Origin of the sequence: Chryseobacterium balustinum, assembly GCF_900168205.1 — a bacterium.
GTDB lineage: Bacteria > Bacteroidota > Bacteroidia > Flavobacteriales > Weeksellaceae > Chryseobacterium > Chryseobacterium balustinum.
The window spans coordinates 62,110-82,685 of record NZ_FUZE01000021.1; the positions used below are offsets into that span (position 1 = coordinate 62,110).

General features: G+C 32.4%; 21 protein-coding genes. 13 read left to right on the forward strand and 8 right to left on the reverse strand.

Annotated features, from left to right (window positions below; genetic code table 11):
* The first annotated feature begins 8 nt into the window (after positions 1–8).
* Positions 9–428, forward strand: coding sequence for a Dabb family protein (locus B5X64_RS18120; RefSeq protein WP_079466583.1), 420 nt, complete (start codon positions 9–11; stop codon positions 426–428).
* 16 nt (positions 429–444) lie between these two features.
* Positions 445–933, forward strand: a complete 489-nt coding sequence (locus tag B5X64_RS18125) for a cupin domain-containing protein (protein WP_228418987.1) — start codon at positions 445–447, stop codon at positions 931–933.
* Between the two features lie 200 nt (positions 934–1,133).
* On the opposite strand, the gene B5X64_RS18130 is transcribed toward B5X64_RS18125, so the two are convergent.
* Positions 1,134–2,108, reverse strand: coding sequence for a nitrilase-related carbon-nitrogen hydrolase (locus B5X64_RS18130; protein WP_079466584.1), 975 nt, complete (start codon positions 2,106–2,108; stop codon positions 1,134–1,136).
* A gap of 17 nt (positions 2,109–2,125) precedes the next feature.
* Positions 2,126–2,959, reverse strand: a complete 834-nt coding sequence (locus B5X64_RS18135) for an AraC family transcriptional regulator (protein WP_079466585.1) — start codon at positions 2,957–2,959, stop codon at positions 2,126–2,128.
* A gap of 259 nt (positions 2,960–3,218) precedes the next feature.
* Between B5X64_RS18135 and B5X64_RS18140 the strand changes: the two genes are divergently transcribed.
* Positions 3,219–3,383 carry a transposase gene (locus B5X64_RS18140; protein WP_164463417.1) on the forward strand — a complete coding sequence of 55 codons (165 nt, stop codon included), beginning with the start codon at positions 3,219–3,221 and terminating at the stop codon, positions 3,381–3,383.
* A 74-nt stretch (positions 3,384–3,457) separates the two neighbouring features.
* Here B5X64_RS18140 and B5X64_RS18145 read toward each other — a convergent pair whose 3' ends face one another.
* Positions 3,458–5,188: a helix-turn-helix domain-containing protein gene (locus B5X64_RS18145; protein WP_079466587.1), complete on the reverse strand. Its 1,731-nt coding sequence runs from the start codon at positions 5,186–5,188 to the stop codon at positions 3,458–3,460.
* A gap of 285 nt (positions 5,189–5,473) precedes the next feature.
* Here B5X64_RS18145 and B5X64_RS18150 point away from each other — a divergent pair, with 285 nt between their 5' ends.
* From B5X64_RS18150 to B5X64_RS18165, 4 genes are all read left to right on the forward strand, one after another.
* The gene (locus B5X64_RS18150) at positions 5,474–5,692 is read left to right on the forward strand and encodes a hypothetical protein (RefSeq protein WP_079466588.1); all 219 of its coding nucleotides are present in this window, start codon (positions 5,474–5,476) and stop codon (positions 5,690–5,692) included.
* A 116-nt stretch (positions 5,693–5,808) separates the two neighbouring features.
* Positions 5,809–6,009: a hypothetical protein gene (locus tag B5X64_RS18155; RefSeq protein ID WP_123920829.1), complete on the forward strand. Its 201-nt coding sequence runs from the start codon at positions 5,809–5,811 to the stop codon at positions 6,007–6,009.
* A gap of 73 nt (positions 6,010–6,082) precedes the next feature.
* Positions 6,083–6,847, forward strand: a complete 765-nt coding sequence (locus tag B5X64_RS18160) for a GLPGLI family protein (protein WP_079466590.1) — start codon at positions 6,083–6,085, stop codon at positions 6,845–6,847.
* Positions 6,848–6,854: 7 nt separating this feature from the next.
* Positions 6,855–7,652: a GLPGLI family protein gene (locus B5X64_RS18165; RefSeq protein WP_249414798.1), complete on the forward strand. Its 798-nt coding sequence runs from the start codon at positions 6,855–6,857 to the stop codon at positions 7,650–7,652.
* 239 nt (positions 7,653–7,891) lie between these two features.
* Here B5X64_RS18165 and B5X64_RS18170 read toward each other — a convergent pair whose 3' ends face one another.
* Positions 7,892–8,917, reverse strand: a complete 1,026-nt coding sequence (locus B5X64_RS18170) for a rod shape-determining protein (protein ID WP_079466592.1) — start codon at positions 8,915–8,917, stop codon at positions 7,892–7,894.
* A 194-nt stretch (positions 8,918–9,111) separates the two neighbouring features.
* Positions 9,112–9,882, reverse strand: coding sequence for a glycosyltransferase family 32 protein (locus B5X64_RS18175; protein ID WP_079466593.1), 771 nt, complete (start codon positions 9,880–9,882; stop codon positions 9,112–9,114).
* A gap of 222 nt (positions 9,883–10,104) precedes the next feature.
* Between B5X64_RS18175 and B5X64_RS18180 the strand changes: the two genes are divergently transcribed.
* The 5 genes from B5X64_RS18180 to B5X64_RS18200 all read left to right on the forward strand — a co-directional run bounded on the left by B5X64_RS18180 (position 10,105) and on the right by B5X64_RS18200 (position 13,326).
* Positions 10,105–11,442, forward strand: a complete 1,338-nt coding sequence (locus tag B5X64_RS18180; RefSeq protein ID WP_079466604.1) for an alpha-amylase family glycosyl hydrolase — start codon at positions 10,105–10,107, stop codon at positions 11,440–11,442.
* A 120-nt stretch (positions 11,443–11,562) separates the two neighbouring features.
* Entirely contained in the window at positions 11,563–11,886 is a 324-nt protein-coding gene (locus B5X64_RS18185; RefSeq protein WP_079466594.1) for an ArsR/SmtB family transcription factor, read from the forward strand.
* 1 nt (position 11,887) lies between these two features.
* On the forward strand, positions 11,888–12,346 hold the full coding sequence (locus B5X64_RS18190; RefSeq protein WP_079466595.1) for an SRPBCC family protein: 459 nt from the start codon (positions 11,888–11,890) through the stop codon (positions 12,344–12,346).
* Positions 12,347–12,359: 13 nt separating this feature from the next.
* On the forward strand, positions 12,360–12,743 hold the full coding sequence (locus B5X64_RS18195; RefSeq protein ID WP_079466596.1) for a DoxX family protein: 384 nt from the start codon (positions 12,360–12,362) through the stop codon (positions 12,741–12,743).
* A gap of 1 nt (position 12,744) precedes the next feature.
* A complete protein-coding gene (locus B5X64_RS18200) occupies positions 12,745–13,326 on the forward strand; it encodes a YdeI/OmpD-associated family protein (RefSeq protein WP_079466597.1) in 582 nt (193 codons plus the stop codon).
* Between the two features lie 173 nt (positions 13,327–13,499).
* Here B5X64_RS18200 and B5X64_RS18205 read toward each other — a convergent pair whose 3' ends face one another.
* Positions 13,500–16,367 carry an AsmA-like C-terminal region-containing protein gene (locus tag B5X64_RS18205; RefSeq protein ID WP_228418989.1) on the reverse strand — a complete coding sequence of 956 codons (2,868 nt, stop codon included), beginning with the start codon at positions 16,365–16,367 and terminating at the stop codon, positions 13,500–13,502.
* A 321-nt stretch (positions 16,368–16,688) separates the two neighbouring features.
* On the opposite strand from B5X64_RS18205, the gene B5X64_RS18210 reads away from it, so the two are divergent.
* Positions 16,689–18,905 (forward strand): outer membrane beta-barrel family protein, encoded by a 2,217-nt coding sequence (locus B5X64_RS18210; RefSeq protein WP_164463418.1) that lies wholly within the window; start codon positions 16,689–16,691, stop codon positions 18,903–18,905.
* Between the two features lie 62 nt (positions 18,906–18,967).
* On the opposite strand, the gene B5X64_RS18215 is transcribed toward B5X64_RS18210, so the two are convergent.
* Positions 18,968–19,927 carry an alpha/beta hydrolase gene (locus tag B5X64_RS18215; protein WP_228418991.1) on the reverse strand — a complete coding sequence of 320 codons (960 nt, stop codon included), beginning with the start codon at positions 19,925–19,927 and terminating at the stop codon, positions 18,968–18,970.
* 98 nt (positions 19,928–20,025) lie between these two features.
* Positions 20,026–20,490 carry a (R)-mandelonitrile lyase gene (locus B5X64_RS18220; protein ID WP_228418993.1) on the reverse strand — a complete coding sequence of 155 codons (465 nt, stop codon included), beginning with the start codon at positions 20,488–20,490 and terminating at the stop codon, positions 20,026–20,028.
* Between the last annotated feature and the right edge of the window lie 86 nt (positions 20,491–20,576).

Consider the following 20,576-nt stretch of genomic DNA (forward strand, 5'->3'; position numbering starts at 1 on the left):
ATAATAAAATGGAAAGAAGAAAATTTTTATTCCGATCGGTACAGGCTTCGGCTTTGCTGCTGATTTCAGGAAATATGTTCGCATCAGTTTTACCTATGTTTAATCCAAAAAAAAATAAAAAAGTGTACGCTCACAATTTGTTCTTCTGGCTCAGAAAAGATCTTTCAGCAGCCGAAGTCAAAGACTTTGAAAATTTCTTTGAAGGTCTTAAAAAACTTCCTTACCAAAAAAATCTTCGCTACGGAAAACCTGCAGGTTCAAGCCCGAGAAGTGTTTTAGACAGCAGTTATTCTTATAATGCCTCTATGGAATTTGAAAGCCTTGAAGATCTGGAAGCCTACGGACAACTTCCCGAGCACTTAGCTTTGGTTAAAAAATACAAACCTTCTTTCGAAAAAATGTTGGTTTACGATACTGTTTACAATTAAAAAAGTTATATTTAAAATGAAAAATTTCATCAAAGGAATTAGCCTTGTATTAGCATTAAGCTCATTAGTAATGAAAGCACAGGACAAAGAAAACAAAAATCTAAGCATCAAAATCAATAAGGAAGAATCGAAAGATTATATTCCCGCAGTGAGACTGCTTAATAATCCTGATGGATCGTGTACTTTTGAAAAAGGAAGAATCCCCACTTTGAAGCATCTGAATACCACCACATTCTGGATGAGCAATAAAACGGAAGATTGGGAAAAGAATGCACATCCCGCTCCCAGAAGACAATATGTGATTACTTTGAAAGGAAACATCAGATTCAAAGTGACAGATGGTTCTACTTTTATCATCAAGCCAGGAACTGTACTTTTGGCTGAAGACCTAAAAGGAAAAGGTCACAGTTGGGATATGGTAAGAAGTAAGTCTTGGGAAAGACTATACATTCCAATCGCAGAAAATGCAGACGATTTTTTTGTATCTGATAAAGATTCTGAATAATATATTGAGAGGATTCTTATAGAAACTTTAAGTTATTTTACACTTAAGGTTTAAAATAATCAAAACTGAAAGGAAGCAAATTACTTGGTATTGCTTCCTTTTTTTTAACTATTAATCAATAGAAGATTATTCACGTCCAATTTCTGTAAGTGATGGTTTCATATTTATTCAAATAAATCCTAATTTAATTTCTAAAAGTCTTAAATAAAATTATTCTCTTGTTGATTATTAGCATTAAGCCATGCTACTTTCTGCTCAGGAATATGCTCTGCGCCAATAATATTTTTATACAATTCGGGTCTTCTTGCCTTGAGATATCGGCTTCCATCAGCAGTTTGAATTGATTCAGGAGTTATCGTGGCAATCGCTATATCAGAACCTAAAGCGGTACATTCAGCGGCTATATTTCCAAAAGGATCTACAATCATTGAACAGCCGTTTTTAAGCTGATCATCGTCCATTCCGATAGGATTTGAAAACACGCAGTACATCGCATTATCAAATGCTCTAGCTGGCAACCACTTCATTAACCATTCTCTTCCTTTGAGGCCATTAAATTCTTTACGCAATTCAACACTTTCCTGCTCCCTGTTATACCAAAGTTTATTATCTACAAAACCTGCGCCTGGTCTTGGTGAAGGTGTACACATTGTGACATGTGGCATTAATAAAACATCAGCTCCCAATAGTTTAGTAGCTCTTACATTTTCAATAATATTATTGTCATAGCATATAAGTATTCCAAAATTCCAGCCATAAAGATTGAATACACAGTAAGCGTTACCGGGACTAATATGCGGATTGATGAACGGATGAAGCTTTCTGTATTTTGCCACAATACCTGTTTCATTGACGCATATATACGCTTTGAAAATATTGTCATTTTCATCTTTTTCGAATAAACCTGCACATACTGCAATTTGATTTTTAACAGCAATTTCCGTAAGTATTTTTATGCTTTGGCTCTCCGGTAGATATTCTGAAATATCAAGCATAGCTTGTCTGTCTAAATGTCTCGCAAAAGTGTAGCCCGTAATTGAACATTCATGAAAAACGACAATTTTTGCACCTTCAGAAGCAGCTTTACTTGAGAGATCTGCAATTTGTGATAAATTATACTCCTTGTCGGCACTTTTATTCTCAAATTGTGCTGTTGCGATGATTAAATCTTCCATTATTTTTTTTAACAAATTTAGATTGTTAAAGTAATTTCAGATTGTACATTTTCGTCAGGTAATACAATAACATTTACAGCAAGATGCGTAGATTTTACATGGTAAGTCGTTGGGGTGAGACCTGTTATTTTTCGAAACTCCCGTATCAAATGTGCCTGATCAAAATATCCTGCATCAAAAACATTTGATGTAAAATTATATTTACTACCGGTTCCTTTTATTTCACCAAGAAAGTGATGAAGTCTTATAATACTGCCTAGCTTTTTAGGCGCAATACCCACCAAATTATGAAAAGCCCTTTCAATTGTACGTTGATTATAACCCGCAAAATCAATAAGTTCTTCAGCTTTAAAAAGTCCGTTACGTGTCATTATCCAATTTGTTGCGGCCATTACCATAGGGTACAAACGGGTTTCAAAATCTTTTAATAATTGACTGAAAAAGCCATTTAAACTTTCTGTCATCTTCAGGTTAGATACTTCATTACTAAGAATATCATGTAGATTTTTTAGGTTATTTCCTAAGACAGATTCTAAATCAACTATTCTATTTTTCAGCTCTCCCGCAGATGTGTTCAGTATTCTGCTCATTCCAAAAGGTCTGAAAACGGCAATGATTAACTTTAATGAACCTATTATCTCCAATTCTCTGTAGTCCGTAATTTGTCCATAACAAAATACTTGTGGGAGCTTCATTCCATCTCTGTATAAGGCACCAGAACCTATACTGAAAACAATGCCCGTATTACCGTCTGCAAAAGTCCGAAAAAGACCATTATCAATATTCATGAGATCTAGGAAAAGATAATGCTTGATGTATAAAGTTAAATTTGGAGAAGGAATTATCTGCATATATAATCATTTCATTCATTCAAAAATATAAGTTCTTAATAATTAAAATCTTTTTATTGGTAGGAAACCAATGAACTTATTTAAAAAATGAGTTTCGAGAAAATTAGCAATTTAGAGTTGCAAAAAAAAGAACTAAAATCTGGAACTCATAAGCAAAGATAAACTGGAAAAATGGATTTTACCTCATTTAAGCAAAGGCAAACGAGGATTTTCCACTTAATTTGATTTAGGAAAAATCTTTAAACTCATTATAAAACGATTGAAAACAGGCTGCCAATGGCGGGAATTAAGCCTCAAAGAATATTTTTCAAAAGAAACAATAAGCTGGCAATTAGTCTATTATTTTTTCAATAAATGGTGTAAAGACGGCTCTTTCAAAAGAATTTGGATTTCTCTATTGTTTCTAAGAAAAAGAAAAGTTTAAACAGGTTTAATATTTAAAATAAAAGGGTGAAGTAAGGTTACACAATCCCTTGCTCTTTTGTGAAAAAATTCTCATTACGCAGAATAGGATTGTAGAATCTGATTATTCTCTAAATCCTGATTACGTTTTTTTATGAAATCTATGGGACGAATTCCATTTATTTCCTGAAAAAGATTTGAAAAATTCGTTCTGGAAGCGATTCCGCACTTTTCCGCCAATGTTTCAATCTTGTAGCTTAGATACACTTTATCATTATACAACTTATTGGTAATATAATTTATACGAAGTTCACTTAGATATCTATTAAAATTCACTTCTTTATACTCATTGATTACCTGAGAGAGATAATTAGAATTTGTATTAAATTTTATTGCTAACTTATTGAGGGTTAATCCATTTTCAACAAACTCGCAATTTTTCTCAAAATTATCCAATTTTAAAAGTAAATCGTTAATTATTGCGTCACTTAATCCTGATTTTTCTCCTCCACTTAGTTTTACTTTAATTTTTTCCGGAGTAATCTGCATAGAAGATTTATTCAGAATATTTTCTTCCAAAATTATATAACTTGCTTTAATTTTTTTCTCATTTCTATATTTTATCATTAAGGCAAATGTAAGTGCTATTAGTAGAATAATTAAACCCACAATAATCCAAACACCCCAAGAGGTTGCTCTTTCTAGCCTTTCTTTTTCTTCAGTTAAAGCTTCTGTATCATATTTTTTATGAATTGTTGATGCTAGGTAAGAAAAATCTTTTGATATTACGCTATCAGCCTTCAATAGCTGTTTGGTATAATACAGTTCTTTTTTGAGCTCATTATCTTTTTTATAGTAATTAATCAACAGCTCATAGTTTTCGCGAAGTTCCGGAAGTATAAAATTATGTTTTTGAAAAATGGAGTCTACCTTATTAAAATGTAAAATCGCATTTGGGTAATCCTTAAGGTCTAAATATGATTTACCTATATAAAAATAAACTACCGTTGCCCAGGCAAAATCATTAATTTTAGTAATTGGTTTTATTGATTCGTGAAGTAAGGCTAATGAAGCTCTATATTTTTTTTTACGATATTCATTAATACCCTTTTCTTTTAGAAAATAACCGTACTCCTGTTGGTAATCTTTATTGTTTTTAGTCTGTTGAAATCCTATATTAAGAAGAGAGTCTACTGCTTTATAGTTACTTAATTTCCTATAAGAGACAGCCATTTGATGAAGACTATTATAATAACCTCTTTTATTATTGAATACAATATTGGGATGAACTTTTTCTGTAGATTTTAATTGAAAGTGGGATTGTGTTTTTTTAAAATGGATTAAGGCTTCCTGGTTATATCCTAAATAACTTTTCACCACCCCCATATGATAAAGAATAGCATTTTTTAAGAAATCATCCTGTGAGTTTTTAGAGTACTCATATGCTTTTAAATATTCTTGCAAGGCAGGCTGATACTTTTTATAATTAAAATAGTAGACCACCCCTTTTCTGAGGTAAGCATCACTTATCAAATCTTTATTGTCAGATAATTTTGCTGCAAAAATAGTACTGTCGGCATATTTCAACTTGGCATCTGCAGAAGAAGAATAAAATATTGCATCATTATATCCTTCCACCAAATGTGGGTAATCTTTTTCTTTTTTAGCCAACGAAATATACCCTTTCAAAAACCGGAAAGCAGTAGTATCATTTTCAGAATAATTTTCGTATTTCTTCTTTATTTTATAGAAATCACTATACGATTCTTGTTGTGAATAGAAAATGTTAAAAATAAATAAAAGCAGAATAAAATAAAATCTGTTCAAAAATTCGGATTAAAAGATGAAATATTTATCCTATAAAAGTAACTAAAATCTAATTAAAACAATAAGAAAAGTCCACTTTAACATCATAAAATTCGAATCATAAAAAAATACATTTAAACTACTGACAGTCACAAACTTACTATTGAGCCAATTCATTAATTAGCACGTGCTGATTCTACAATAAGTACTACAAACGTTTTCGCAAGCGGGCAAAGCAGTCTAAATTCGAAATCTGAATTCAAAGATAAAACCGGCCGGGATAACCTTTCAAAACAATGTAGAAAAATGAAAACGCTTATCTCAATATTTTTAGTTTTAACCATATTAACATCATCAATATCCTGTAGGGTTCAAGATGATGATCTAGAAACCAGTGAAGTCGCAAGTAATATAGGATTACAATCTGTCTACGAAAAAAGAAACGACAGTACTAAAGGAAAAATCATTAATAGCCTAGGAGATCCTCCTCCAAAAAACGGAACACAATGGAGAATAAAAAAGTAAAACTATAACCATAAAAACTTTCATTACAAAAGCAACCAAATTAAAAAAAATGAGCTTCTCTCGTTTGGTTGCTTTTTTACAAAAACCAAAATTCACTTGAGAAGACAAAAATTATTATGAAAAAACTATTAGTTGTAGCTGCATTCACTGTAGCAGGAATGACAGGAAGTCTAAGTGCAAAAGAAACAGTTGCCATGAAAAACACAGGTAAAACAATTAAAATTGCAACTGAATGCTACGTAAAAGCTTATGATAAAAACGGTAAATATTTAGGACTGTATAAAGTAGCATGCCCTAAAGTTATTGTAATAGGCTAATTAATAAACACTGTCTGAAGTTTTCTAACTTAAATGATAAGAAGCTTCAGGCAGCTTTTTAAATTTGAATATAATGAAAAAAGTATTTTTAATATTACTTCTTTTTTTTATTGGCTTTGTAAATTGTCAAAACAAAGATTTTTATAGTAGCTACATTATAAATAGAACATTGAACGGGTACGAAAGTGAAGCAAAAGGTATTTTATATGTAGGTAACGCTCAATCAAATTTTACATTGAGCACATTTGAAAAATCAAACAGTAAAAGCAAAGGCACTCCACAAGAACCTGTATTAATCATTGATGATAAAAAATCTTGCACAAATGATCAACAATATTTTTACGATTACGTTAAAAAAAATTCACATTCTTTATTATTTGAAGATGACTGTAATAACAAAAACTTTATAGAAGAAGCCCAAATCGATCCCGATTGGAAAATGATAAGTGATCTTGAAAAAATAGGTAAGTATACTACGCAAAAAGCTGAAGCAATAATTAATGACAGGCTTTGGACTGTATACTATGACCCTTCTATAAAAGCAAAAGCAAATCCTTGGCGGTTTGTAGGAATTGACGGTTTAATTGTAAAAGCTCAAGATGAAAAAAAAGAATATACATTTCTTTTATCTGAGTTTTCAGGTAATATCTTAAATAAAAACCTTGATGAAAAATACACTTATAAAAAAATAAGCTTCAATGAATACCGTCAAAAAACAATAAAAGAATATCGTAAAAATATGGTTGAAGAAATAAAAAAATTCTCCCTAAATTCAGAAGATGAAATCATCAAAATTTTAGAACCATATGAGTCACTTGAATTTATCGAAAAGAAGTAAAATTATATTGCCCCTCCTTATCATTTCAGCTTTTGTTTCGGCACAGAGTAAAAGATTTTATTACGAAGCTAATTTTAAACGTGACTCAGCGGGCGCCTATCCTGCAAAGGATATTTTAGTATTGGAAATAAACAAAGATTATAACATCTTTTTAAGTAATGAGTACATTGTAACCGATTCCCTTAATAATATAAACAAAGACAATCAGGTTTTTGCAGAGCCTCAATTTGATCAAGTGGTACTATACAAAAAAGATAATCACAAATTTGATTTTATTCAAAATCTTTCAATGCATTATTACAAATATCCTGCAAAAAGAGAAATGAAATGGAATATCTCTAATGAACATAAAAAAATAGGTGTTTGGGATACAACAAAAGCAACTACTAATTTTGGAGGTAGAAATTGGATTGCTTGGTTCTCTAAAGATATCCCTTTACCTTATGGACCTTATGTTTTTTATGGACTTCCCGGACTAATTCTTGAAGTGAATGATAGCGAAAACAACTATCGTTTTAATTTAATTCAAAATAAAAACTATAAAGTAGAATTAAATTCTAATAATTTCATAGAAAAACTATTTGGAGATAGAAAAATTGATATAAGCGAAAAGGATTGGCAAAAGATTCAGCTCAACTATTATAATAATCCAATACCCGAATATAAGGCGGGAAAAGCAGTGATGTTTACAGATAAAGGTGATGAATACACTCAGAATGATTACAGAAATCTAGAAAAGGCTATTCAAAACCAAATAAGAATTTATAACAATCCTATCGAATTGGATAAAGCAATAAAATATTAAAAAAAATAAATCATCATCTTAAAAACACAGAATATTATATAGTTATAGGATTTTGGTTAAATCAAGCCTATAACAAGGGTACTTTGTATTTGAATTCTAGGCAAATTTTCGTTTCTACAGAGCCCGAATAATAAAAGCTGTAATTTAAATATTACAGCTTTTATATTTTCGATAAAATCTTTTTTTCAGAAAATCCCAAACTAAGATTACTATTTTGATTTACTTTTTTCCACTCACCCCTATCTCATAAGAAATCTGAATCGATCAATGTTTTTAAGAGCAATGCCAGTTCCTCGAACGACTGCTCTTAATGGATCTTCAGCTACAAAAACAGGCAATCCTGTCTTTCTATGAATTCTGTCTGCTAATCCGTTAAGCAAAGCACCGCCTCCTGCAAGGAAAATTCCTGTTTTATAAATATCTGTTGCAAGTTCTGGTGGCGTAATGGAAAGTGTTTCCAATATAGCATCTTCAATTCGTATAAGAGATTTGTCTAGAGCTTTAAAAATCTCCTTATAATTTACTATAATCTCTTTTGGTTTACCCGTAAGAAGGTCTTTCCCCTGTACTGAAATATCGTCTAAAGGAAAATCTAATTCTTCCAATGCAGAACCAATCTCTATTTTTATTTTTTCAGCAGTTCTTTCACCAATATCTAAATTATGCTTTGTTCTGATGAAATAAGAAATATCATTGTTAAAAACGTCTCCGGCTAATTTTAAAGACTTGTCGCAGACAATTCCACCCAATGCTATAACGGCTATTTCTGTCGTTCCACCACCTATATCAACAATCATATTTCCTTCCGGGCTTTCAACATCAATACCTGCCCCTATTGCTGCAGCCATTGGTTCGTAAACCATTATAATTTCTTTAGCATTTACTTTCTGCGCAGAATCCCTAACAGCTCTTCTTTCCACTTCAGTTATTCCCGAAGGGATACATATAACGATTCTAAGTGCCGGTTGAAAAAATCGACCCTTGATTTGAGTAATCTGTTTAATAAATTCTTTGATCAGATGCTCAGAAGCATGAAAATCTGCAATAACACCATCTTTCAATGGCCTGATCACTCTTATATCTTCATGGGTTTTACCCTGCATGAGCTTTGCTTCTTGCCCTACAGCGATTGCTTTTCCGGTCAAACGGTCTATAGCAACAATAGAAGGTTGATCAATAACAATTTTATCCTGGTATATAATTAGGGTATTAGCCGTTCCTAAATCCATAGCAATCTCTGCCGTAAACATATCAAATATCCCCATCTTACATTTAAATTTATAGGTGATAAATGTACGGTTATTCCTGATATATCCCACCAAAATAAACACTTTTAAGAAGTTAAACATAAGTTAAAATAACAGCTGTGAAAGTAAAGACAGCTGGTTTTAGAAAAAACGATTAAATCAATTTCAACTTACTTGATTAGTTTTTTTGATGATAATTTTAAAATAAATATTTATTGCTTTAAATATTCCTTTATTTTATCTTTTGGAATCAAATCTAACAGTTTATTTACATCGATGATTTTATGCTCGTTAATGACTGCATTTACCGATTTTGCGGCATCTGGTGAGTTGATAAGTTGTTCTAAAAGCCCATACACATTAACCATTTTTTTATGTGTATTCTCTTCATCGCCACCGAACCATGAACCATTAAAATGATGACTGACATAATTCTTGGGCAAATCCTGAGAAAAATAAATCGACGGATAAAGAGTTACTCCGTGTCTAAGTTTTTGAATGGTATCGCTATAACGGTCTGCACCATATTCTTTTTCAAGCATTTCGGAAAATATATCTGTATTGATACGTTCTACAAAATGTTCCTGCTGATCATAGTACGCTACAAAATCTTTTGAAAGCTGATGTTTTGGCTCTGCCATCCAGAAAGCAGAATAAGGAACACCTTTTACTTCAAAACCACAAACCGCTTTTTCGTTAAGAAATTCATTCAAAGGTAGTTTCAGTTCCATATCGGTATCCATATAAATTCCACCATGCTCGTACATTACTTTAGAACGAACATAATCTGATACAAAAGCCCATTTTTTTTGAGCAAATGCTTCTTTCACATATTCATTATCCTCAAGAGGTGCATTCGTTTCGTTCCATTCTATAATTTCAAAGTCTGGATGAATCTTTTTCCATGAAGCAATACAGTGTTCAGCTAATTCATGTTTTGGGTGGCCTCCAAACCAACAATAGTGTATTTTTTTAGGAATCATAAATTTTATTTTAAATTAAGACAGCCATGCTGCTGCTCTACTTCTTACAAAAATTAAACCTTAATGTAGTATTCAAAACATTATTCTTTGATTAATATGTTTTTTTTAAGGTTATAAATTAATTACAACCAATTGATATTGTAGACAGTTATTATAATGGCACATTTCTTCCTTATCAATATTGATTATTACTCTACAATCTTTCCAATTTTAAAAATACTTATGAAACAGCAAGCTGAAAACCCATATCAACCGAAAAAATATGTACAGCTCACTACTCCGGATTGGGTAAAAAACGCTACGCTTTACGAACTGAATATCCGACAGTTTTCAGATGAAGGTTCATTCAGAGAAGTAATAAAACAGCTTCCCCGTTTAAAAAAAATGGGTATTGATATTATTTGGTTAATGCCGATACATCCTATTGGAGAAGTTCATCGTAAAGGAAATTTAGGGAGTTATTATTCTGTAAAAGATTATTTCGCCATCAATGCTGAGTTTGGTACAGAAGAAGATTTCAGAAGCCTTATCAGTGCTATTCATAAAGAAGGAATGTATGTAATTCTTGACTGGGTTGCCAATCATACCAGTTGGGATAATAAGATGGTAGAAGAACATCCTGAATGGTACATGAAATCCCGGAAAGGTACTTTTCAGTCGACACGATGGAGAGATTATGATGACATTATCGAATTGGATTACAAAAATTCTGAACTGCGAAAATATATGACAGATGCCCTTAAATTTTGGGTAAAAGAATATAATATTGATGGATACCGTTGTGATATAGCAAGCTTTGTCCCGATTGATTTTTGGGAAAATGCGAGAACCGAATTAGAAAACATAAAACCTGTCTTCATGTTGGCCGAAGCTGAAGACAAAGACCTTCATCGTAAGGCTTTTGACGCCACCTACAATTGGAATTTATGGAATATTCTACATCAAATTGCCATGCAGGGTATCAGTATAAAATTACTTACTGAAGGATATTTGGCTGAACATGTTTCGTTTTTTCCAAAAGAAGGTATCCGAATGAACTTTGTCGACAATCATGACAAAAATTCATGGGAAGGAAATCAATACAGTAATTTTGGTGAAGCCCTGAAAGCCGTAATTGTTTTTACGGTAATGATGGATGGAATTCCATTGATATACAGCGGACAGGAAGCCGGCCTCGACCGATCTTTAGAATTTTTTGAAAAAGATCCTATTGATTGGAAGTTCCATGAAAATGAAGCACTATACACTGTACTTTTTGAACTGAAACACAAAAACAAAGCACTCTGGAACGGCAGTCATGGAGGTGAAATGGTTAGAATTATGAATGACCGTATGGATCAGATCATCTCTTTTGTAAGAGAAAAAGATGGAGACAAGGCTTTAACCATCATTAATCTAAGTAAACAACCAGTCATTGTACAGTGCGATACTTCATTTGATCAGGGTATTTATACCAATTTATTTACCGGAAAAGAGCAAAAAGTTTTAGATAACATGATACTGAACATAAATGCTTGGGAATATATTGTATTACATCAATCAAAACACGTAAATATCTAGTTTTAAATACCTTATAATTAAATATAATGCTTCTTATATTTATCTAATTATTAAATTTCTTCAATAAAAACTTGCGTAGTTAAATAACTACATTTAAATTTGTAGCCAAATAACTTCATAATGAATTTAAGACGCGATGTTTTTCAGGCAATTGCCGATCCTACAAGAAGATCAATTCTGGCGTTGGTTGCTGCACAATCGATGACAGCCGGAGCAATTGCTTCAAATTTTAATACCGCAAGACCAACGGTTTCAAAGCATATTCAAATCTTAACGGAATGCGAACTTTTGACTTCTGAGCAAAACGGAAGAGAAATAATCTATCATCTTAATCCAAAAAAAATGAAAGAAATAGCTGACTTTATTGAACCGTTCCGCAAAATGTGGGACGAGCGTTTCAACACGCTGGAATCTATCATGAAAAACCACAAAAACAAAGACTAATATGGAACTTAAAACAAAAATTAAAGCAGAAGAAAACACACAGGAACTTTTCATTACCCGAGAATTTGACCTGCCTTTAGAGTTACTTTTTAAAGCCTATGAAGATGCTGAAATTGTTGAACAATGGATGAATACAAAGGTCATAAAGCTGGAAAACCACAAACACGGAAGCTGGAAATTTGAAACTTCTCATCACGGACAGGTTGTATTTTCTGCAAACGGAGTGATTCTTGAATTTATTCAGAATGAAAAGATCACCCGAACTTTCGAAATGGAAAACAGTCCGTTTCCGGTACAGCTAGAGTTTCTCACTTTCGAAGAAATTAGAAATGAAAAAAGCAAACTGACAATTCAGCAGATATTCAAATCGGTAGAATACAGAAATCAGCTTTTAAAAATGCCTTTCGCAAAAGGTTTGAGCATGGCGCACGATAGACTTCAAAATATTTTCACCAATTAAAATAGCCAGAAAAATGGAAAAAAGAAACAAAATCATTTACTGGATTGTCACAATTTTTCTTTCTATCGGAATGTTGGCAGGAGGAATACAACAGATGCTTCAGATAGGCGGTTACAACGAGATAATCACCAAATTACATTATCCGTTATATGTTTTGTCAATTTTAGGAGTCTGGAAAATTTTAGGCGTAATTGCGATTCTTATTCCCAAATTTCCTTTACTGAAAGAATGGGCGTATGCTGGTTTTTTCTTTGCAATGTCGGGTGCAGCAATCTCTCATTTTGCAGTAGGACAATCTTTTACAGAAGCAGTTCCTGCTTTGATCTTATTGATTGTAACGATTTTATCGTGGTATTTCAGATCTTCAGACAGAAAAATAATCACCAAAAACATTTAAAATGAATCTACAAGCTGAACAATTTTTCGAAAAAGCAAAAAAATGGAAAGAAGAATTTTATTTGCTACGAGAAATCATCACCGAAAATGATTCTCTGGAAGAAGATTATAAATGGATGCATCCTTGCTACACATTAAACGGAAAAAACGTGGTGCTCATTCATGGTTTTAAAGAATATTTTGCACTGCTTTTTCATAAAGGTGTATTGATGAAAGATCCTCAAAATATTTTAATTCAACAGACTGAAAATGTACAATCGGCAAGACAAATCAGATTCAAAAATATTGAGGAAGTAGAAAAACAACGAGCGATTATCAAAAAATACATTCAGGAAGCTGTAAAAATAGAACAATCAGGACAAAAAGTAGAATTGAAAAAAGCCTCTGAATATCCTGTTCCTGAAGAATTCCAAAGAGCTTTGGATGACGATAAAGCTTTAAACGAATCATTTTATGCTTTAAGTCCGGGAAGACAAAAAGGATATTTATTTTATTTTAATCAGGCTAAACAATCCAAAACGCGCGAAACTAGAATTGAAAAATATTATCAAAATATTCTCGACGGAAAAGGAATAGACGACTGATTTGACTACGCGACTGTCATTCTGAATGCAAAAGAATAGAATGAATAATCTTATCAATAAAGACTCCTCCTTTGTCGGAATGACATTAATAAAATCAAATTTGAAAACTTAAAAACAAAAGAGGAATTCCTAATTGTAGAAATTCCTCTTTTCGTTGAAATAAACGATTATTTTTATTTTTCCTTTAAATCTTTATTAATTTGTTTTTCAGCATTTTTAGCTTTTTGTTCTTGTGCCGCTTTTTCTTTTCGCTGCTGCCTTTTTGTCTTTTTCTCAGCACGTCTTTCTTCACGAATTACTTTGTTTGATTTTTCATTATATAAAGCATCAACAATTCCCTGCCCTTTTTTACTGAATATTTTTACCTGAGGTTTTTCGTGAGTTCCGGTAACAACAATCGGGAAACCAATCAATCCTCCCGGAAGAATTCCGACGCGAACTCTTAAATCAAGCAATCCGTTAAAACTGGTTGTTCCGCTGATTGTAGGTCTTAAAATCGAAACTTTAAAAGTAAATTTATCAACGTGAATCAGATTATTTTTGATGTGCGTTTCAATATTTACTCCTTTCATATCGGGATTATTGAATGCTTTTGCTCCAATATTATCACCAACTGCGGAAAGCATTTTAAGGTTTTTTACTTCTACATCACGAAGATTCACCACTCCTCCACCTTCTAAAGACGGATAAATCGGGGTCATATTTTTATCAAAATCTCCTTTTAATTTATAATCCAGAGAAACAATTCCTTTTACATTTTTGGCTGCAGTTGCCATTTCACGAACCATATCAATTTCATTATACGCTCGTTGAACATCAAAATCCAAAACGTTCAGCGCAACATCATAATTAGCCGTCAACGGAGATTCATCCTGATAACGGGCATCAATTTTCATTCTGCTTCCTACCACGTCAAATGAAGTGTTTTTAAGAAAAACTTCACCTTTATTGACGGAAGCTAAACCGAAAAGATTATTAAGGTTTAACCCTTTAAACTCAACATTTTTGACATCTGCTTCCAACGAAACATCCAGGTTTTTTGGAATAATAACAACGCCGCTGCTCTTTGGATTCTCCACTTTTGCATAATCAACTTCTATTGATTTTTTTGAATTATCACCGTCTTTCAGCGCCATAAATTCATCAATGAGAATGTATCGTGATTTTAATTTAAACTTCCCGTGAAGCGTACCTTTTCTTTCAATAAAATAATTGATTGTATTTAAAAGATAGCCATTTAAAGCAAAATCAGATTTTCCATAATTGGCGAAAAACTTTCTGAACCACATTTTTTCATTCTCAAATTCGAAGTTTCCTTCTTTAATGTAAAATGATTTCGGAAGATATTCTGTCGTGGCTTTTATATTTTTTAAGATTAAATTTCCGCGATTGTCTAATCTGCTGTACTGACCGGTTGTTGCGTAACTTTGTCGTCCGTTCAGAGAGAGATCTGCCATGATTAATCCGCTTACATCTAAACCTTTTTTGGCAAAAACTTTATAAATTCGTCCTACATTCAAAGTTCCTTTTGCACGCACTTTATACAGAACATCTTCAAAATTCTGCAAATCAGCATTTACGAATACCGGATTTCCTTCAAAATCAAATTTAAAAGGATCGAGCTTCACCCCTAAACTTTTAAAAGTTCCGTCGGTATTGATAATATTTGCAACAATATTGATATTCTGAATCGGATTTGGATAATATCTTGTTTTCAGCCAACCGTTTTTAAGATTAAGATAACCGTTCGTTTTTGGGAATAATTTTTTATCTAAACTAAAAATTCCGTTGGCTTTAATATTTGTATCCAACAAACCTCTCGCATCGATATCTTTTAAACCTAAAGCCTGAGTCAAAGTCTGTAAATTCACCGCACCTTTTACATTCGCATTGATTTGCATTTCGTCTAAACCTTTTGTTTTTACAACCGCTTTAAAATTATTGTTCGGACCGAGATCGAAACTTAGATTTTTTAAATCCAGTCCCAATTGTTCTGTATTTAAATCAGGCAAGTCTACATTGAGATCCATATTAAAATTATTCATCGGAACCGGAGCTTTTCCATTGGAAACAAAACCATCTTTCACCATTAATCTTGCTTTTAATCTTGGTTTTTGATTTTGCGGTTCACTGAATCTTCCTTTTAAACTAAAAAAGAAGTCACTATCTCCTTCTATTTTGGTATCTTTTGCCCAGTCTAAATATTGAGGCGGAAGCACAGAAATCATATCACGAATCGTTGTTTTTTCGGACGCTGCATTGATGTCAAGATTATAACCGTCTTTTAAAATACTTACAAAACCCGTAAATTTTAAAGGCAAGTCATTAATTCTCAACTCATTTTTTCTCAGCACAAAAGTCAACGCATTGGTATTGATTCTGGTAATTAAATCTGCATGTAATGTTTTTTGTTTAGCGTAATAAATCCTGTTTAAACTAAAGTCTAATTTATCAATATCCAGATCCGTTTCAAGATCAAAAATATCTTCACTCAATCCTCCTTTTCCGGTATAATTTAAACCTTTTGCATCAACTAAAACTCTTGCAGCATGATCGTTATATTTGATGTTCCAGTTTCTTAATTTAATTAAATCAAGCTTTATGGAAGCTCCAGTACTCGTTGTATCTTTTGGCTTGTCTGAAGGTTTTGAAACGTAAACATTATAATTGGCTTCTCCTTTTGTATTGATGAAAACATTTGCATAAGCGTCTGTAACGTAGATTTCATCAATTTTAACTTCACCGTCAAAAATTAAATTTTTAAGATTAATCCCGACTGCCACTTCTTTTGCCGCAAGCAAAGTATCATTTTGAAAAGGTTTAGAGCCTTTCAATAAAAAATCGTCGACTGAAACCGTCAATGACGGAAAATGTCTGAAAAAAGTAAGATGTGTTTTTTTGTAGTCGAGTTCTCCTGCAAGATTCTCATTAGCAAACAGTTTTACCTGCTCAGAAACTTTTCCCGGAAATAAAATCGGAATGATAAACATGAGAAAAAGAATGGAAGCAATAGAAATTCCTATCCATTTCAGAATTTTCAAAATTATATTTTTAAACCTTTGCATGGCTGAATTATTTTGTGATTATACGTGCGAATTCTACAATAATATTTGATTATTATCTAAAATCGAGCCATTGAAAACCTTTTATAATTTAAAAAATGCTTTATATTTCTAAAAATATTTGTTATTTATATTCGCCGATGTAATACTTTGATCATTATGATTGTTAATAAGAATATAACCCACACTCGAATGACTAAATACCAAATCTTCTTATTATTCATTTTCAATTTTGTGTTTTTTTCTGCGCAACAAAAATTTAATGTTACCGGAACTCTCTCAAATAGTAATAACACTAATTTGAATACTCCAATTGAGATTTATTTATATGACAACGAAAATCAACTTATTAAAACCACTGTTACAAGAGAATCGAAGTTTGAGTTTAATGATCTGAAATCAAATACCTATTATCTTCAGATTTCTTCCGGCGAAACAGAGCAAAAAGAAAAACCATTCTTACTGAATCGCAATGAAAATTTTAATATAATTTATCAACCGAAAATAAAAGATATTGAAGCGATAACCATTACTCGTGAGAAGAAAAAATTCAGTGTAGAAAACGGAAATATCACCTTAGATATTACAGATTCGCCTTTAAATAAAGTTGCTACATCTTCAGAATTGCTAACAAAATTACCTTTTGTAACGCTCGACGCCAATGGTGAAGGTGTTTCTGTAGTGGGTAAAGGAAGTCCTTTATTGTATGTTGATAATCAACGGGTAGATTTTTCTACGTTGTCTGGAATTTCGGTGGAAGATATAAAATCTGTTGAAATCATCAGAAACCCATCTGTAAAGTATGAATCTGAAGGTAAAGCGGTCATCAAAATCAATTTAAAAAAGAGCAAAAGAGATGGTTCTAAGTTAGCTTTATCCGAAACGGCAACCTTTCAAAAAAGATTCAGCAATTATTTTAATGCTAATTTTCAGCAGAAAAAAAATAAAACAGAATGGAAAATCAATGCAGCATTCAATGCTGTTCAACATTGGGAAAGTAACGGTTATAATTATGCCGTTCCAAGCAAAAATATTTCCTCAGATTACACCATCGTTTCTATTACCAATCGTCCGCAAACTATTTTCGGAGCAAGTTTGTATCAGGAATTAAATGATGACGGAGATTATCTTACTTTGACTTTTAACAGTAATTTTCGCCCGGATAAAGGAGATAACAATACCAATACAAAATATTCAGAAAACGGAGTTTCTTCAAATATATTGACCTTAAATCATCAGGATAATAAAAGAGCATCCATCAATTCTATTTTTAATTATAATAAGAAATTAGCAGATTGGGACGCCAATATTTTTACAGGATTTCAATACACCAGAGAAAGCCGCAATGTAGATTATGAGTTTCTAAATAATATTGATGATTCCGGTTATGAATTCAGCCAGTTCCGAAGACAATTATATGCAGGTGATGTTTATTCCGGAAGAATAGATTTTGAAAAAAAACTCAATGAAAATTACAAATTAGAACTTGGAACAAGTTTCACAAAAGCTGAAACGACTACTGATAACATCACCGATTTTGCTACTGTAAAAGCTCCCGAATTTTTTAATTATTTCTTCAAAGAAAGTAATACCGGGTCATATGTCAATCTAAGTACTGAAAAAAATAAATGGAACTTTAAAGCAGGAATTCGGATGGAGACCACTTCAGCCAAAGGTTTTGACAATATTTTGAAAGACACTACTCTATCCCGAAATGCTGTTGACTGGTTTCCCAATGCAGAAATTTCTTTTCAGCAAAATAAAGATTATGTTTATACTTTAAATTTCAGAAAAACAATCTCTAGACCTGGTTACGGCAATCTGTCTTCCGGAGGATTATACGGAAGTCCATACATAGAATATGTAGGAAACCCCAATTTAATACCTACTTACACGAATACGTTGTCTTTTAATACAAGTTTAAAAAAATGGTCTGTTAACGCATCGGTTTACACAAGCAAAAATCCGATGGGTTATACTTTGGTGTATGATGATGAAAAAAATATTTCAAGATTTACGCTCATCAACTTCGACAAAGAAATTGGCGCAAGTCTCGGTGTAGATGTTCCTTTTGAATGGAAAATATGGTCGTCACAAAACAGTATGTCGGTTAATTATGGTAAAACAGAAGACAGCTTAGCTTTAATTAAAAAACCGACTCCATACCTTTATATTTATACCAATAATACTTTAAAAATTACTAAAAGCTTTTCTTTATTAATGGACGGTTCTTACATCAGCAAACGTACAGAAGGTTTATACGAAAACAATGCAGTTTGTGCCGTTAATTTCGGAATCACCAAATCTGTATCAGATTTTGATTTTACGTTCAGATATAATGATATTTTTAAGCAGATGAATTATATTCAAAACATGACGTATGATAAAATTATTTCTACTGGTAATTTTTACGGAAACACGCCTACAATTTCGGTTGCTGTAAAATACAATTTTGGCAGGCTTGAAAAATCGAGTTATAAAGAAAGCAGCGTTAATGAAACTTCAAACAGGTTATAAAAAAAAGGTTTATCTGCATATCAATTGCAAATAAACCTTTTTAGAATTTTTTAGAAAAATAGTTATTTCAGATTTGTTGTAAAGAAATTTTCCAGCTTATCAAAAGGAATAACATCTACTTTATCATACAAATCAACATGAACAGCGTTTGGAATAATAATTATTTCTTTCGGCTCAGCTGCAGATTTGTAAATATCTTCACTGAAATATCGTGAATGGGCATTTTCACCCGCAATCAAAAGCATAGGTCTTGGAGAAATCTCTTTCAAGTACGTTAAGATCGGCATATTCATAAACGAAAGCGGATTGGTCATCAACCAAGCTCCATTAGAATTCAGCGAATTGGCATGAAAACCACGAGGCGTTCTGTAATAATCAAAATATTCTTTTACAAATTGCGGCTCGTCACCTTTCAACGTTTCGGGTAAATTTCTCGAACCTTTGGCTGGGTTTCCGTTTTCGACATCTTTCCAACGCTGTTGGCTCAGATCTTCCAAAGTCTGGGTACGCTGTTCTGGTGTTACAGAATCGTTATATCCTTTTGACATTACTCTTGTCATATCATACAAACTTGTTGTGGCAACAGCTTTTACTCTTTTATCTACCGCAGTTGCATTCAGTGCAAAGCCCCCAAAGCCACAAATACCGATGATTCCTATTTTATTTCTGTTTACATTTTTTTGAAGACCTATAAAATCAACTGCTGCACTAAAATCGTCTGTATTGATTTCAGGTGATGCCAAATTTCTTGGTTCGCCACCACTTTCACCGGTATAAGACGGATCAAAAGCAATCACGGCAAAACCTTTTTTTGCCATTTCATTGGCGTATAATCCTGAAGATTGCTGTTTTACCGCACCAAATGGACCGCTGATTACCAATGCTGATAATTTTTCGTTTCCTGCATTTTTAGGTAGATACAGATCTCCGGATAAGGTAATTCCGTATCGGTTTTTGAAGGTTACTGTTTTGCGGGTTACATTATCACTGAGTTTGAATGTATAATGTTCTGTTGTATTCATTTTCTTTGAGTTTTTATCAAATGATTTTTGTTTGCTTTGCGCTGTAAATTGACTTAAAGACAATATTGCTACAAACATTAATATGAGTCTGTTCATTTTTACTGTTCGTTATTGACTTGATTAAATTCTTCATCTGTAACGGGCTTCAACCAGGTTACCTGTACATCTTCTTTAAAGTTGGTAATGGCAATATGCGTCATCGACGTTTTATCTGATGCACCGTGCCAATGTTCAACATTTTCAGGGATATTCACAACATCACCTTTTTTGATGATTTGTGCAGGTTTTCCTTTTTCCTGATAAAAACCAGAACCTTTTGTTACAATCAGAACCTGACCTTTAGGATGGGTATGCCAATTGGTTCTTGCGCCAACTTCAAAAGTTACTGCTCCTGCAGAAAATTCATTGTTTTTATCTTTGGCTACCAAAGGCGATAAAAAAGCATTTCCGGTAAACCATTCGTTTGGTAATTGATCTCCTTTCGGGAAAAGACCTGTTGTATTTTCTTGATTCATTTTTTCTTGATTTTTGTTGTTACATGAGGTTACTATTATTGAAGTCATCTCGACTTTCTTTTTTTAAATTTCCTAACAGCAATAACGATAAAAGCTAAATAATTAAATCCTATCCAGCTTGTTACTGTGGTGTC

Coding starts and splice junctions, on each gene's coding strand:
- B5X64_RS18160 (WP_079466590.1), top strand. CDS start 6,083: ATGAAAAAAGTATTTTTAATATTACTTCTTTTTTTTATTGGCTTTGTA.
- B5X64_RS18130 (WP_079466584.1), bottom strand. CDS start 2,108: ATGGAAGATTTAATCATCGCAACAGCACAATTTGAGAATAAAAGTGCC.
- B5X64_RS18190 (WP_079466595.1), top strand. CDS start 11,888: ATGGAACTTAAAACAAAAATTAAAGCAGAAGAAAACACACAGGAACTT.
- B5X64_RS18120 (WP_079466583.1), top strand. CDS start 9: ATGGAAAGAAGAAAATTTTTATTCCGATCGGTACAGGCTTCGGCTTTG.
- B5X64_RS18135 (WP_079466585.1), bottom strand. CDS start 2,959: ATGCAGATAATTCCTTCTCCAAATTTAACTTTATACATCAAGCATTAT.
- B5X64_RS18220 (WP_228418993.1), bottom strand. CDS start 20,490: ATGACTTCAATAATAGTAACCTCATGTAACAACAAAAATCAAGAAAAA.
- B5X64_RS18175 (WP_079466593.1), bottom strand. CDS start 9,882: ATGATTCCTAAAAAAATACACTATTGTTGGTTTGGAGGCCACCCAAAA.
- B5X64_RS18215 (WP_228418991.1), bottom strand. CDS start 19,927: ATGAATACAACAGAACATTATACATTCAAACTCAGTGATAATGTAACC.
- B5X64_RS18185 (WP_079466594.1), top strand. CDS start 11,563: ATGAATTTAAGACGCGATGTTTTTCAGGCAATTGCCGATCCTACAAGA.
- B5X64_RS18125 (WP_228418987.1), top strand. CDS start 445: ATGAAAAATTTCATCAAAGGAATTAGCCTTGTATTAGCATTAAGCTCA.
- B5X64_RS18195 (WP_079466596.1), top strand. CDS start 12,360: ATGGAAAAAAGAAACAAAATCATTTACTGGATTGTCACAATTTTTCTT.
- B5X64_RS18170 (WP_079466592.1), bottom strand. CDS start 8,917: ATGGGGATATTTGATATGTTTACGGCAGAGATTGCTATGGATTTAGGA.
- B5X64_RS18155 (WP_123920829.1), top strand. CDS start 5,809: ATGAAAAAACTATTAGTTGTAGCTGCATTCACTGTAGCAGGAATGACA.
- B5X64_RS18150 (WP_079466588.1), top strand. CDS start 5,474: ATGAAAACGCTTATCTCAATATTTTTAGTTTTAACCATATTAACATCA.
- B5X64_RS18200 (WP_079466597.1), top strand. CDS start 12,745: ATGAATCTACAAGCTGAACAATTTTTCGAAAAAGCAAAAAAATGGAAA.
- B5X64_RS18180 (WP_079466604.1), top strand. CDS start 10,105: ATGAAACAGCAAGCTGAAAACCCATATCAACCGAAAAAATATGTACAG.